This is a genomic window from Microbacterium invictum (genome assembly GCF_014197265.1).
GTDB lineage: Bacteria > Actinomycetota > Actinomycetes > Actinomycetales > Microbacteriaceae > Microbacterium > Microbacterium invictum.
On the sequence record NZ_JACIFH010000001.1, the window covers coordinates 473,753 to 487,711 of the forward strand.

Sequence of the window (13,959 nt, forward strand, 5' to 3'; positions counted from 1 at the left end):
TCGTGGATGACCTGTGAGATTTCTATGGACGCCGCTATGCGCCCGCTGTGAGTCGCCGCAGGCTCAGCCCGCTGAGCGGGCGTGGGACGCGATGCGGTCGAACGCCGCGTCGCGGTCGGCGTCGATGCGCTGGGCGTGAGGATGCGCGTCGTACCAGGCGACGATCCGGCGGGCGCCCTCGTCGAAGGTGATCGTCGTGCCGAAATCGGGCACCAGCGCGCGCAGCTTGCCGGTGTCGAACAGGGCGGCATGGGACTTGTCGCCGACGAGGCCCGGACCGAGGTCGGGGGCGAACACGGCGATGGTGTCGGAGGCCACGTGCACGAGGTCCGGTGCGGCCACGCCCGCGGCATCGGCCAGCCACGAGTAGATCTGATTCCACGTCGGCGCGTGCGAGCCGGTGATCGTGAAGGCTTCGCCGATCGCGTCGGGGTGGCCGAGGATCCCGGTGAAGCCCACGGCGAAGTCGTCGGCGTGGGTGAGGGTCCACGGGGTCGTGCCGTCGCCGTGGACGACGACGGGGCGTCCCGCCCGCATCCGCGCGATGTCGGTCCAGGCGCCCATCGTGGGGATCTTGGTGTCGTCATACGTGTGCGAGGGGCGCACGATCGTGATCGGCAGGCCGCGATCGCGGTACGCGGTCACGAGGAGGTCCTCGGCGGCGATCTTGTCGCGCGAGTAGTGCCAGAACGGATTGCGCAGCGGCGTCGACTCGGTGACGGGCAGCCGCTGCGGCGGCTTCTGGTAGGCGGAGGCCGAGCTGATGAAGACATACTGCCCGGTGCGACCCTCGAACAGGTCGAGGTCCTGCTGCACGTGGTCGGCGGTGTAGGCCACGAACTGCGCGACGGTGTCGAACTCGTCACCGCCGACGGCCGTGCGCACGGCGTCGCGGTCGCGGAGGTCGGCGACGAGCTCGTGGACGCCGTCGGGCAGCCGGCGGCTGCCGGAGCCCCGGTTGAGCACCGTGACGTCGTGACCCTGGGCGGCCGAGCGGGCGACGCACGCCGCGCTGATGACGCCGGTGCCGCCGAGATAGAGGATGCGTGCCATGGGTCGACCTTAGTCCGCTGCGGCGAGCGCGCGACGGCCCGGCGGCGGTGTGAGCAGGAATGCCAGCAGCAGCATGAACAGCATGCCGACCACGGCACCCAGGGTGTTGGCGACGAGGTCGCGCACGTCGGGGTAGCGAGTGGGGAGGAACAGCAGCTGGATGGCCTCGATCATCCCGCTCACGAGCAGGCCCAGCACCGGGGCGGTCCACCAGCCGCGCACGCCGAACCACAGCACCGCGAACACCCCGAGCGGCACGAACATCGCCACGTTCGCCCCGAACTCGACGCGCTCATAGGTGATCCACGCCGTGGAGGGGCGGAGGGCGAACCAGGCGATCAGGCGGTCGACGGCCGAGGAGATGTCGCTGCCGTACGGGCGCACGGTCAGCGTCATCCAGCCGACCGCCCACAGGTAGAGGCCGGTCAGCAGCGCCAGGACGACGCGTGAGGCGGTCCGCCTCACGCGCAGGGCGGTCGTCGTCAGTGGGTGTCCTCCGCCTCGACCTCGGAACGGTCGTCCGACCACAGCGTGTGGAAGGTGCCGGCCTTGTCGGTGCGACGATAGGTGTGGGCGCCGAAGAAGTCGCGCTGCCCCTGGATGAGGGCGGCGGGCAGGCGTTCGGCGCGCAGGCCGTCATAGTACGCCAGGGACGAGCTGAAGGCGGGGGCGGGAATGCCGGCACCCGCGGCCGTGGCGACGATCTGGCGCCACGCGTCCTGCGCGCGTCCGAGCGCGTCGACGAAGTACGGCGCGGTCAGCAGCACCGGCAGCTCCGGCTCGGCGTCGTACGCGTCGGCGATGCGGTTGAGGAACTGCGCGCGGATGATGCAGCCGGCCCGCCAGATCTTCGAGACGGCGCCGAGGTCGATGTTCCAGCCGTACTGGGCGGCGCCGGCGCGGATCTCGTCGAAGCCCTGCGAGTAGGCGACGATCTTCGAGGCGTAGAGCGCCAGGCGCACCTGCTCGACGAACGCGTCGACGTCGGTCACGGTGAACGCGTCGGCCGGGCCGGGCAGGCCTCCCGACACGTCGCGCTGTTCGCGGTGGCTGGACAGCGAACGGGCGAACGTCGCCTCGGCGATGCCGGAGACCGGCACGCCCAGGTCGAGCGCGGTCTGCACGGTCCAGGCCCCGGTGCCCTTGGCGCCGGCCTCGTCGACGATGACGTCGACCAGGGGACCGCCGGTAGCGGCATCCGTCTGCCGCAGGACCTCGGCGGTGATCTCGATGAGGTAGGACTCGAGCTCACCGCGGTTCCACTCGGCGAAGATGTCGGCGATCTCGGCGGGGCTCTTGCCGGTGCCGCGACGGATGAGGTCGTACGCTTCGGCGATCAGCTGCATGTCGGCGTACTCGATGCCGTTGTGCACCATCTTGACGAAGTGACCGGCGCCGTCGTGGCCGATGTGCGTCACGCACGGCTCGCCCTCGGCGACCGCGGCGATGCTCTTCAGGATCGGGCCGAGCGTGACCCACGACTGGTCGGGTCCACCGGGCATGAGCGACGGGCCGAGCAGGGCTCCCTCTTCGCCGCCGGAGACACCCATGCCCACGAAGTTGAACCCGCGCTCACCCACGGCCTTCTCACGGCGGATGGTGTCGGTGAACAGGGCGTTGCCGCCGTCGACGATGATGTCACCGGGCTCGAAGACGTTCATGAGCTCGTCGATGACGGCATCCGTCGCCCGTCCCGCCTTCACCATGATGATCGCGGTCCGCGGCTTCTGCAGCGACGCGGCGAATTCGGCGTAGCTGGATGCCGGCACGAACTGCGCTTCGGGGTGATCGGTGACCAGTTCCTCGGTCTTGGCGTACGTGCGGTTGAACACCGCGACCGTGTTGCCCTCGCGGCTGGCGAGGTTGCGGGCCAGGTTCGAGCCCATCACCGCCAGGCCGACGACTCCGATGTTGGCAGTGGGCTGGGCGGTATCGGGCGTGGGCACAGAGGACTCCTCGGATGACTGTCAGGGATTCACGATTCAGATTAGTCGGATGCCGTGGCCGATAGCGGCGCATGACGGCGGGCATGCGACGCGGCAAGCGGTTGTGTCGCAATTTCAAGCGAGATTCTTCCGTGAACAATCGAATCATGGCAACCGGTTGACACACTGTCCGAAGTCAGGTTTGAATGGGCTCACTCGGTCGACGTCGTCCCGGCGCCGTCCCTCATCTGGCATCTCAAGACAAAGGAGTTCGGATGCTCGTCATGCGGTTGCAGGCCCCTGCGGAGGTGACGCGATGAGCAAGCCGCTCGACGCCACGCAAGCTCAGGCCACGCACGGAACCAACACGGCTATGACACGGGTTCAGAGAGTCAAGGGCCGCGGCGGCGGCCTCATGGCGCTGGCGTTCGCGAGCATCGTGGACGGGTTCGAGGGAGGTCTGGTCAACACACTGTTCCCCGTGATCCGCGATGCGCTCGGATTGCAGACCAGTGCGCTGGGCATCCTCACCGCCATCAGCAGGTTCGCGCGGATGCTTTTCGGTCCGGTCTGGGCATCGCTGGCCGACCGGTTCGGCCGGAAGAAGATCCTCTTCGTAGCGACAGGTCTCTGGGGACTGTGGACCGTCGCAGCCGGGTTCGCGCAGGACCCGATGCAGCTGTTCGTCCTGTACTCGGTCGGCGTCATCGGCACCGTCGCCTCGGAGCCGATCGTCAATGGTCTGATCGTGGACATGTACCAGTCGAAGGAGCGAGGGCGCGCCTTCGGCACGCTGCGCACACTGGCCGCGGCAGCGTCCGTGGTCGCCACACCGATCCTCGGGCAGTTCGCAAACATCGATGACGGCTGGCGCTACGGCATGTTCACGATGGGCGGCATCAGCGTGCTCTCGGGAGTGCTGATCCTGCTGCTCGTGCACGAACCACACAAGCACACGCCGGTCGGCGAGATCGATCCGGATGCGATGAAGTTCAACTTCAAGGCAGCGGCGGGGTTGCTGCGCACCAAGACGATCCTCTTCATGTCGGTCCAGGTCGTGCTCACGACGAGCCTGGTGCTGTTCGCGTTCCTCATCACGTTCTTCGTGGACGAGCGCGGATGGACTACGGCAGACGCGGCAATGCTGATGTCGGTGTACCTGGTGGGCGCCCTCGTCAGCGGGTTGGCCGGCGGTTTCCTCGGCGACTGGTTCGAACGGCGGTTCGGGCCGCGCGGTCGGGTCATGATGATGCAGGGATACCTCGTTCTCTACGCGGTGTCGACTGTTCTGATGTTCCAGATCGATTGGGGACACGGCATCGCGGTCTATGTCGCGATGCTCGTCACCGGGCTCCTCAGCTCAATGGGGCATCCTGGCGCGGTGCTGCCGATCGTCGGTTCCGTCGTGCCGAAAGCTGTCGTGGCCACCGCGTATGCGCTGATCTTCTCGTTCGTGCAGGGGCTGTTCGCAGCGCTGTTCAGCCTCGCCTTCGGATTCCTGGCGGACGCACTCGGCCTGCAGACGCTGATGTTCTGGCTCATCTCGGTGCCCTATGCGGCCAACGCCATGCTCTGGAGCGTGATGTATCGCATCTACCCGAAGGACTTCGCCGTGCAGAAGGCACGCGACGCGGCCATCGATGCGGCCACGGAGACAGACGCTTCCGATTCCCAGGCAGACAGGAACTCATGATCACCTCACAGCCCGCCATCCGCTCCCACCGAAAGCCGATCCTCGAGGTCGACGGACTGGAGTTCCGTGACCTCGACGGCGATGGTGCGCTCACCCCGTACGAGGACTGGCGCCTGGCCCCGCGCGAGCGCGCTCGAGATCTGACGGGACGACTGAGCGCGGCACAGAAGGCTGGGCTCATGATCATCGGGTCGCACTACATGGCGGGCTCGCCGTGGGTGGCCGAGCACGGTGGGATGCCGGACCTCCGCGCCGATCCGTCGGTGCTTGTCCGAAGGCCCGCGCCGGATGAGACGGGGTCGTTCCTCCGCGCCGAGGATGGATACGCCCGGCACCAGATGATCACCGGTGAACCGCTCGACGCGCCGCGTCTGCATGCGTCGAGTTCGCGTGGCGCCGTGCACGATCGGCATCAGCGGAGGTTCATCGTGCGAGACAACCCGAGCGCGGGCGACCTGGCGCGGTGGGCGAACGAGTTGCAGGAGCTCGCGGAGGACACCCAGTTCGGCATCCCGGTCATGCTGGTATCCAACCCGCGCAACCACGTCGGAACCGGTGGCACCCTCGGCATCAGGGAAGCGACCGGGGTGTTCTCCGAGTGGCCGGGCGAGCTGGGCCTGGCGGCCATCGGCGATGAGGCCCTGGTGCGGCGCTTCGCAGAGATCGCGCGCCGCGAATGGCGCGCCGCGGGTCTGCACAAGATCTACGGCTACATGGCCGACGTTCCCAGCGAGCCACGATGGAGCCGTTTCGACGGCACGCTGGGTGAAGACCCCGAGGCGGCGGGGCGACTGATCGCAGCCATGGTCCGCGGGTTCCAGGGCGCCAAGCTCGACGCGGAATCGGTGGCGCTGACCGTGAAGCATTTCCCCGGCGGCGGGGTGCGCACCGACGGGCATGATCCGCACTTCGCGTGGGGCCAGGAAAACGAGTATCCCACCGCGGGCAGCCTGGAGAAGTATCAGTTGCCCCCGTTCCGGGCAGCGATCGATGCCGGGGTCGCGTCGGTCATGCCGTACTACTCCAAGCCGGTCAACACGTCCGCCGATCAGCTGCCCACCGACCTGCGCGCCGATGACGGGCGACAGTTCGAAGAGGTCGCGTTCGCCTACAACAAGGCGCTGATCACCGGGCTGCTGCGGGAGCGACTCGGCTTCACCGGGTACGTCAACACGGACTCCGGCGTGCTGGACGGCATGGCGTGGGGCGTGCAGGGGCTGACCAGCTCCGAGCGGTGGGCGAAGATCATCCGCGCCGGCAGCAACGTCGTCAGCGACGAGGTAGACCCCGCCGGGCTGCTCGCAGCACTGGCTGCCGGCATCGTGGAAGAGCACGAGCTCGACGCGTCGGTCGCGCTGCTGCTCGAGGAGATGTTCGCCCTCGGGCTGTTCGAGAACCCGTATGTCGATCCCGCCCATGCCGACGAGGTCGCCGCAGACGCCGGCACCCGCGAGGAGGCGGAGGCTGCGCAGCGCCGCTCGGTCACTCTGCTGCGAAACGATCGCGGACTGCTGCCGCTGCCGAAGGACATCTCGCGCGTCTACGTGGAGGCCTTCGCCCGCAACGGCGCTGCCGGGCTCACAGCGATGCTGCGGGAAGCCGTCGCCGCACAGGCGCCGGGTGCGGTGCTCATAGACGACCCTGCCGATGCCGACGCGGCGATCGTGTGGTTGGTCCCGGCGATCTCGCTGTTCGGCGGCGACGATCGCCCCGATGTGCCGCTCACCGTCACGCTGCCTGACCGCGGCATCGACACCGAGCGGGTGCGGGACATCCAAGAGGCAGTGCCGACGGTGCTGGTGATCAACTTCACCAATCCCTGGGTGATCGCCGACGTCGAACCCGCCGCGGCCGCCGTCGTCGCCACGTACGGAATCAGCGCGGCCAATCTCAGCGCAGTGCTCTTCGGTGACGACGAGCCGCGCGGTCGCCTGCCGCTCACCGTGCCGGCCGATGAAGCCGCTGTCGCCGATTCGCCCCGCGACGTGCCCGGCATGTTCTGCGGCCCCGACTATGCGTACGTCGACAGCGCGGGGCATGCCTACACCCACGGGTTCGGCCTGGGCCGGTGGGCTGCCCGCCCCTTCGCCGGCGGCTACGAGTAGAGCACGGGGAGGCGGGTATGTTGGAGCAGACCGGCCGCGGTGCGGCGGGCCATGACGCGCAGGAGGGAAAGTCCGTGGCTGACGAGATCGGCGAAGTCACGCCTCCGATATCGTCGCACCCTCGTCGCCGCAAGGCTGCACCGACGATCTACGACGTGGCGCGGCTGGCCGACGTCAATCCTTCGACCGTCTCTCGCGCCCTCAGCCAGCCGGGTCGCATCAACGTCAAGACCGAGCAGCGCATCCTGTCTGCGGCCAAACAGCTCAACTACCGGCTGAATCCGATGGCGCGGGCGCTGCCCACCGGCCGGACGAGCACTCTCGCGCTACTGGTCGCCGACATCACCAACCCGATGTTCTTCAACGTGGTCCGCGGCGCCGAGCGCGCTGCGGCCCGACGCGGCTACATCCTGGTGATCGTCGAGTCACAGGAGTCGGGCGAACGCGAGGCGGAGGCAGCGCAGCGGGTGCTCCCATCGGTCGACGCGCTGGTGCTTGTCACGTCGCGGCTGTCTGCGGAGAGTGTGCGAGAGCTCAGCGAGCGCAAGCCCATCGTGGTGCTGAACCGGCACGTCGACGCGGTCGCCAGTATCGTGCCCGATCTCGAGCCCGGCATCGACGAGGCCCTCGCACACCTCAGATCGTTCGGGCACAAGTCGCTCGCCTTCCTGTCGGGTCCTGCCACCTCGTGGATGAGCGCGACCCGCTGGCGCCTACTGTTCGAGAAGGCCCCCGAGTACGGCATGAGCGTCGTAGAGATTCCGACGTCGTCGCCCACCGTCGACGGCGGGCGACAAGCGCAGGCACGAGTTCGCGCGGCAGGCGTCAGCGCGGTCATCGCATACAACGACTTGATGGCCATCGGACTGCTGCGCGAGGCGGTCGGACAGGGGATCCGCGTTCCGGGAGACCTGAGCATCGTCGGCTTCGATGACATTTTCGGGTCGGACTTCACCTCTCCACCGCTGACGACCGTGCGCACCCCGTTGGACGTGATCGGACGGCTCGCCGTCGAGCGTGCGCTCGATCTCATCGACGACGTGGACGACGACAACGGTGCCGATGGTGCACCGCCGCTGACGACTGAGCTCATCGTCCGCGGCTCCACCGGACCGGCCGGTCGCTGAGTCCGGCCCGGCATCGCTCGCATCCTCACCACCGAATGGCAACCGGTTGACACTCGACCGAGAGAAGGCAAGACCATGGATCACCTCGACCCCGATCGGCTGCTGCCGGTCGATCCGGCCACACGCGACATCGCCCGCGTGCTCTACGAGCGGGTCGCCGACATGCCGATCCTCTCGCCGCACGGCCACGTGCCTCCAGGACTGCTGCTCGAGGACGCGCCGTTCGCCGATCCCGCCGAGCTGTTCATCACCGCCGATCACTACGTCACCCGGATGCTGCACGCCGCCGGCGTCGATCTCAGCGAACTCGGTGTCGGCACTGCCCCTGCCGCGGACCCCCGCGCCGCCTGGCGAATCCTGTGCGGCAATTGGCACCTCTACTATGCGACCGCGTCGGGCTACTGGCTCACGCACATCCTCGGTACGCTCTTCGGGGTGACCGAGGAGCCTTCGGCCGCCAACGCAGACGACATCTACGACCGGATCGCCCGGCAGTTGACGAGTCCGCAGTTCCGCCCCCGCGCACTGTTCGACCGCTTCGACATAGAGGTGCTCGCGACCACCGACGATCCGATGGACGATCTGGCGGCGCACGCCGCCCTGGCTGCCGACCCGGCGTTCGGCGGGCGCGTCCTGCCCACTTTCCGCCCGGACGCCTACCTGGACCCGACAGCACCGGCCTTCCGCAGCAACATCGAGCGGCTCACCTCCTCGATCGGTGTCGCCATCGACGACTTCGCCGGCTACCTCCGCGCGATCGAGCAGCGACGTGCCCATTTCATCGAGCACGGTGCGGTGTCGGCAGACCACGGGGTGCGTGAGCCGCTGACCCTCGACCTGGACCCGGTCGACGCATCCGCGCTCTATAGGCGTGCGGTCGCAGGGACGCTGACAGCGCAGGAAGCGCGAGCGTTCACAGGGCATATGCTCTACCAGATGGCGCGGATGAGCGTCGCGGACGGTCTCGTGATGACCGTGCATGCAGGGGTGCATCGCAACCATTCGCGTGCGACATTCGACCGCTTCGGTCCGGACACCGGCCACGACATCCCCGTCCCGATCGACTACACCGGAAACCTGCAGCCGCTGCTGGAGGACTTCGGGCTCGCCAAGGACTTTCACCTCGTGCTGTTCGGAATCGACGAGACGATCTACTCGCGTGAGGTTGCCCCGTTGGCGGGCTTCTACCCGAGCGTGTACATCGGGGCGCCGTGGTGGTTCCTCGACGCTCCGGATGCGGTGCAGCGCTTCCGCGCGGCGGTGACGGAGACGGCAGGCTTCTACCGCGGCGCCGGATTCATCGACGACACCCGGGCGTTCCTGTCGATCCCCGCACGGCACGACATGGCGCGTCGAAGCGACGCAGCCTTCCTCGCGCGTCTCGTCCGCGAGGGACGGTTCACCCTGCGGCAGGCCGAGCGGGTGGCATCCGACCTCGTCGACGCCGTCCCTCGGAAGGCGTTCAAGCTGTGAATGCCCGGATGCCGGCGACCGAGGCCGCCGTGAAGCTCACTCGCGCGGCGTTGCAGACGCGCACCGGCGAGCGCGCCCCCGCAGCCCCGGTGCGCATCGTGCACATCGGCCTCGGTGCGTTCGCCCGCGCCCATCAGGCCTGGTACACGACCCAGGTGGACGACGAGAACGCGTGGGGAATCGCGGCGTTCACTGGTCGCAGTGCGGCGATCGCCGACGAGCTCGCTCCGCAGGATGGCCTGTTCACGCTGGTGGAACGCTCGGCCGATGGCGACCGGACCACTCTCGTGAGGAGCATCGTCGAGGTCGTGGACGGCGCCGACGTCGGTCGCCTCATGCAGCTGCTCGCCGCTCCCACGACCGCGGTCATCACGATGACCGTCACCGAGTCCGGCTACCGGCTGCGCAGCGACGGTACGCCAGACACGGCCGACCCCCTCGTCGTCGCCGACATCGCGGCGCTGCGCGCCGTGCTGAACGGTGCGGCGGCGGACGCGGATGCGCCGCCGCTGACCACCGCACTGGGGCGACTCGTGCGCGCACTCGAGGCACGGCGGCAGGCAGATGCCGGTCCGATCGCGGTCGTGCCGTGCGACAACATGCCCGGCAACGGCGCATATGTGCGGCGCGGCGTCATCGCGCTCGCTCGGGGCGCTCTGCCCGAGTTGGGGGAGTGGATTTCACAGCACGTCTCATTCGTCTCGACGTCGGTCGATCGCATCACGCCGCGTACGACCCCGGACGACGTGGCCGCCGTCGCGACACTGACCGGGTGGGCGGACTCCTCGCCCGTCGTTACGGAGCCTTTCACCGACTGGGTGCTCAGCGGTCGGTTCCCCGCCGGCCGCCCGGACTGGGAGCGTGCCGGCGCACGCTTCGTGCCGGACGTCGAGCCATATGAGCGTAGAAAGCTGTGGCTGCTCAACGGTGCCCACTCGCTGCTCGCTTATACGGGGCTGCTCCGTGGCCACCGCACCGTGGCCGATGCGATCGGCGACGACGAGTCCCGTGCCGAGGTGGAGCGGCTGTGGGACGAGGCTGTGCGACACCTGCCGGCCGACCTCGGGCTGAACCGGTATCGGACGGCGCTGCTGAAGCGCTTCGAGAACGCGCGGATCGAGCACCACCTCGCGCAGATCGCTCCCGAGGCGCTCACGAAGCTGCGCGTGCGCATCGCTCCCGTCGCGCGGGCCGAGCGGGCAGCCGGCCGTGCCGCATCGGCCACGGCAACGCCGATCGCGGCGTGGATAGCGCTCGTCCTCCGCCGGTTCGAGCTCATCGACGCGCAGTGCGACGCGATCACCGCGGCCAGCGCGGCAGCCGACCCGCTGCGGGCGCTGCTCGCCCTCGTCGACGAGGGCCTGGCAGCCGATGCCGTCTACCTGCAGGCGGTGCGCGATGTCATCCCCCGACTCGCTTGAGAGCTAGTGGCAACCGCTTGCCATTCTGTTCCGAGACTGCTTGGATGAAGAGGATCGCGATCGTCCCGGTCACGTCAAGCAACGTCGCTCGAGGAGAGAAATGCTGAAGCCCCGATCCACAGCCACCCGCGAACTCGTCCGCCTGGATGGGCTGTGGCGGTTCGCCCTCGACACGGCGGCGGGAGACGCGCCCTGGACAGGCGTGCTCGCCGGTACCCGCGAGGCACCCGTGCCGGCCAGCTACAACGACCTCTTCGTCGACGCCGCCGTGCGCGACCACGTCGGCTGGGTGTGGTATCAGCGTCAGGTGCGCGTGCCTCGGGGCTGGAACGGGGAGCGCGTCTTCGTGCGCGTGGACGCCGCGACGCACGAGGGGCGCGTGTACGTGGGCGACGACCTCGTCGCCGAGCACATTGGGGGATACACGCCGTTCGAAGCCGACATCACTGACAAAGTGGTCCCCGGCGAAGAGGTGCGGTTGACCATCGGGGTCAGCAATGTGCTCACCAACGTCACCATCCCGCCGGGCAACGTCACCGTCGATGCCGACGGTCGCAAGAAGCAGACCTACCTCCACGATTTCTACAACTACGCCGGCCTCGCGCGTTCGGTGTGGCTGTACAGCGCCCCCGCGGCCCGGATCGATGACATCACGATCGTCACCGATGTCGACGGCACAGATGGTCTCGTCCGGTACGACGTGGCCACCACCGATGTCGACGGCGCGTCCGAGGTCCGCGTTCGCATCGCGGACGCCGAGGGCGTGGCGGTCGGCGAGGCCACCGGCGCCGACGGCACCGTCCGCATCGCCGACGTCGCTCTTTGGCAGCCCGGGGCCGCGTACCTCTATGAGCTCGTCGCCGAGATCGTGAGGGACGGCGCGGTGCTGGACAGCTACCCCCTCGCGATCGGGGTGCGAACGGTCGAGGTGCGCGGCAATCAGTTCCTCATCAACGGGAAGCCGTTCTACTTCACCGGGTTCGGCAAGCACGAAGACACGGCGGTGCGCGGCAAGGGTCACGACGACGCCTACCTCGTCCACGACTTCGAGCTGATGAACTGGATCGGCGCGAACTCCTTCCGCACCTCGCACTACCCGTACGCCGAAGAGGTGCTCGACTACGCCGATCGCCACGGCATCGTCGTGATCGACGAGACCGCGGCGGTCGGCCTGAACTACTCGATCATCGGAGGATTCCTCGGCGGCCCCGTCGTGCCGACCTTCGGCCCCGACAGTGTCAACGAGCAGACCCAGGCGGCGCACGCCCAGGCGCTGCGCGAGCTCGTCGCCCGCGACAAGAACCACCCCAGCGTCGTGATGTGGTCGATCGCCAACGAGCCGGACTCCGGAACCGACGGCGCCCGCGAGTACTTCGAGCCGCTGGCGACCCTGACCCGTGAGCTCGACCCGACCCGTCCGATCACCTTCGTCAACGTGATGCTCGCGACGTTCCAGCAGGATCGCATCGCCGACCTGTTCGACGTGCTGTGCCTGAACCGCTACTACGGCTGGTACCTCGACAACGCTGACCTCGCCAGTGCCGAGAAGCACCTCGAGGGAGAACTGCGTGGGTGGGAGGCGAAGTTCGGCAAGCCGATCATCATGACCGAGTACGGCGCCGACACCGTCGCGGGTCTGCACTCCGTGTTCGACCAGCCGTGGACCGAGGAGTACCAGACCTCGTACCTGGAGATGAACCATCGCGTGTTCGACCGGATCGAGTCGTTCGTCGGCGAGCACGTGTGGAACTTCGCAGACTTCCAGACGGCGCCGGGAATCATTCGCGTCGACGGCAACAAGAAGGGTGTGTTCACCCGCGATCGCCGCCCCAAGGCGGCAGCGCACGCACTGCGCGCACGCTGGACCAACCTCGGCCGCTGACAGTCCGGCATCCGTCCCGAACCCACAACCGGAGGAACCATGATCATCGACAAAGCCGAAGTCATCGTCACCAGCCCGGGGCGCAACTTCGTCACGTTGCGGCTGACCACCGACGAGGGACACGTGGGCGTCGGCGATGCGACGCTGAACGGGCGTGAGCTGGCCGTTGTCGCGTATCTGCGTGAGCATGTGGTGCCGCTGCTGATCGGCAGCGACGCGAGCCGCATCGAGGACACCTGGCAGTTCCTCTATCGGGGGGCGTACTGGCGCCGCGGGCCGGTGACCATGGCGGCCATCGCCGCGGTGGACATGGCGCTGTGGGACATCAAGGGCAAGGCGGCGGGGATGCCGGTGTACCAGCTGCTGGGCGGCGCATCGCGCAACGGGCTCATGGCCTACGGGCACGCGTCGGGCAAGGAGCTGCCGGAGCTGTTCGACTCGATCCGCGCGCATCAGGAGCAGGGGTACAAGGCGATCCGGGTGCAGACGGGGGTGCCGACGCTGAAGGCGATCTACGGCATCGCCGCGCAGGGCGCCGACGTCGGCGACGCGACCGTCCGATACGACCACGAGCCGGCCCGCCGCGGCGCGAAGCCGGTCGAGGAGGACTGGGACACCCGCGCCTACCTGAACCACCTCCCCGGCGTGTTCGAGGCGGTCCGAGGCGAATTCGGTCCGGACATCCCGCTGCTGCACGACGGCCACCACCGCATGACACCGATCCAGGCGGCGCGTCTGGGCAAGGATCTCGAGCCGTACGACCTGTTCTGGCTGGAGGACTGCACGCCGGCCGAGAACCAGGAGGCGCTGCGCCTGGTGCGTCAGCACACCACCACACCGCTGGCGATCGGCGAGATCTTCAACACCGTCTGGGACTTCAAAGACATCGTGCGCGACCAGCTCATCGACTATGTGCGCGGCGCCGTGACCCACATGGGCGGCATCTCACCGCTGAAGAAGACCCTCGACTACGCGGCGATGTACCAGATCAAGTCGGGCATGCACGGGCCGACCGACATCTCGCCGGTCGGCATGGCCGCCGCGATGCACCTGGGCCTGTCGATCCACAACTTCGGCATCCAGGAGTACATGCAGCACTCCGAGAAGACGAACGCGGTCTTCCAGCAGTCGTTCACCTGGACCGACGGGTCCCTGCACCCCGGGAACGAGCCGGGCCTGGGCGTGACGCTCGACGTCGACGAGGCGGGAAAGTACCCGTACGAGCAGGCCTACCTGCCCTACAACCGTCTGCTCGACGGAACAGTGCACGACTGGTGACC

Annotated in this window: 10 protein-coding genes; 7 read left to right on the forward strand and 3 right to left on the reverse strand. The window is 68.2% G+C overall.

Going from position 1 to position 13,959, the window contains the following annotated elements; genetic code table 11:
- Positions 1-63 precede the first annotated feature (63 nt).
- From BKA10_RS02305 to gnd, 3 genes are read right to left on the reverse strand one after another with little or no spacing between them, the layout of a single operon-like run.
- Positions 64-1,053 carry an NAD-dependent epimerase/dehydratase family protein gene (locus BKA10_RS02305; RefSeq protein WP_183498423.1) on the reverse strand — a complete coding sequence of 330 codons (990 nt, stop codon included), beginning with the start codon at positions 1,051-1,053 and terminating at the stop codon, positions 64-66.
- A 9-nt stretch (positions 1,054-1,062) separates the two neighbouring features.
- Entirely contained in the window at positions 1,063-1,518 is a 456-nt protein-coding gene (locus tag BKA10_RS02310) for a VanZ family protein (RefSeq protein WP_248199070.1), read from the reverse strand.
- A gap of 17 nt (positions 1,519-1,535) precedes the next feature.
- Positions 1,536-2,999, reverse strand: coding sequence for an NADP-dependent phosphogluconate dehydrogenase (gene gnd, locus BKA10_RS02315; protein ID WP_183498424.1), 1,464 nt, complete (start codon positions 2,997-2,999; stop codon positions 1,536-1,538).
- A 295-nt stretch (positions 3,000-3,294) separates the two neighbouring features.
- Between gnd and BKA10_RS02320 the strand changes: the two genes are divergently transcribed.
- From BKA10_RS02320 to manD, 7 genes are all read left to right on the forward strand, one after another.
- On the forward strand, positions 3,295-4,671 hold the full coding sequence (locus BKA10_RS02320; RefSeq protein ID WP_183498425.1) for an MFS transporter: 1,377 nt from the start codon (positions 3,295-3,297) through the stop codon (positions 4,669-4,671).
- Positions 4,668-6,776: a glycoside hydrolase family 3 protein gene (locus tag BKA10_RS02325; protein WP_183498426.1), complete on the forward strand. Its 2,109-nt coding sequence runs from the start codon at positions 4,668-4,670 to the stop codon at positions 6,774-6,776. The genes BKA10_RS02320 and BKA10_RS02325 overlap by 4 nt, the downstream gene beginning before the upstream one ends.
- A gap of 17 nt (positions 6,777-6,793) precedes the next feature.
- The gene (locus BKA10_RS02330; protein ID WP_183498427.1) at positions 6,794-7,903 is read left to right on the forward strand and encodes a LacI family DNA-binding transcriptional regulator; all 1,110 of its coding nucleotides are present in this window, start codon (positions 6,794-6,796) and stop codon (positions 7,901-7,903) included.
- A gap of 75 nt (positions 7,904-7,978) precedes the next feature.
- Complete coding sequence (uxaC, locus tag BKA10_RS02335; protein ID WP_183498428.1) at positions 7,979-9,376, forward strand: glucuronate isomerase; 1,398 nt, start codon at positions 7,979-7,981, stop codon at positions 9,374-9,376.
- 8 nt (positions 9,377-9,384) lie between these two features.
- The gene (locus tag BKA10_RS02340; RefSeq protein ID WP_183498429.1) at positions 9,385-10,797 is read left to right on the forward strand and encodes a mannitol dehydrogenase family protein; all 1,413 of its coding nucleotides are present in this window, start codon (positions 9,385-9,387) and stop codon (positions 10,795-10,797) included.
- 100 nt (positions 10,798-10,897) lie between these two features.
- Positions 10,898-12,679 carry a beta-glucuronidase gene (gene uidA / locus BKA10_RS02345; protein ID WP_183498430.1) on the forward strand — a complete coding sequence of 594 codons (1,782 nt, stop codon included), beginning with the start codon at positions 10,898-10,900 and terminating at the stop codon, positions 12,677-12,679.
- A 39-nt stretch (positions 12,680-12,718) separates the two neighbouring features.
- Complete coding sequence (gene manD / locus BKA10_RS02350) at positions 12,719-13,957, forward strand: D-mannonate dehydratase ManD (RefSeq protein ID WP_183498431.1); 1,239 nt, start codon at positions 12,719-12,721, stop codon at positions 13,955-13,957.
- Positions 13,958-13,959: the final 2 nt, after the last annotated feature.

What these genes read in the sequence shown, in the direction of transcription:
- BKA10_RS02305 (WP_183498423.1), bottom strand. Translation starts at nt 1,053, where the DNA reads ATGGCACGCATCCTCTATCTCGGCGGCACCGGCGTCATCAGCGCGGCG.
- BKA10_RS02320 (WP_183498425.1), top strand. Translation starts at nt 3,295, where the DNA reads ATGAGCAAGCCGCTCGACGCCACGCAAGCTCAGGCCACGCACGGAACC.
- BKA10_RS02325 (WP_183498426.1), top strand. Translation starts at nt 4,668, where the DNA reads ATGATCACCTCACAGCCCGCCATCCGCTCCCACCGAAAGCCGATCCTC.
- BKA10_RS02330 (WP_183498427.1), top strand. Translation starts at nt 6,794, where the DNA reads ATGTTGGAGCAGACCGGCCGCGGTGCGGCGGGCCATGACGCGCAGGAG.
- uxaC (WP_183498428.1), top strand. Translation starts at nt 7,979, where the DNA reads ATGGATCACCTCGACCCCGATCGGCTGCTGCCGGTCGATCCGGCCACA.
- BKA10_RS02340 (WP_183498429.1), top strand. Translation starts at nt 9,385, where the DNA reads ATGCCGGCGACCGAGGCCGCCGTGAAGCTCACTCGCGCGGCGTTGCAG.
- uidA (WP_183498430.1), top strand. Translation starts at nt 10,898, where the DNA reads ATGCTGAAGCCCCGATCCACAGCCACCCGCGAACTCGTCCGCCTGGAT.
- manD (WP_183498431.1), top strand. Translation starts at nt 12,719, where the DNA reads ATGATCATCGACAAAGCCGAAGTCATCGTCACCAGCCCGGGGCGCAAC.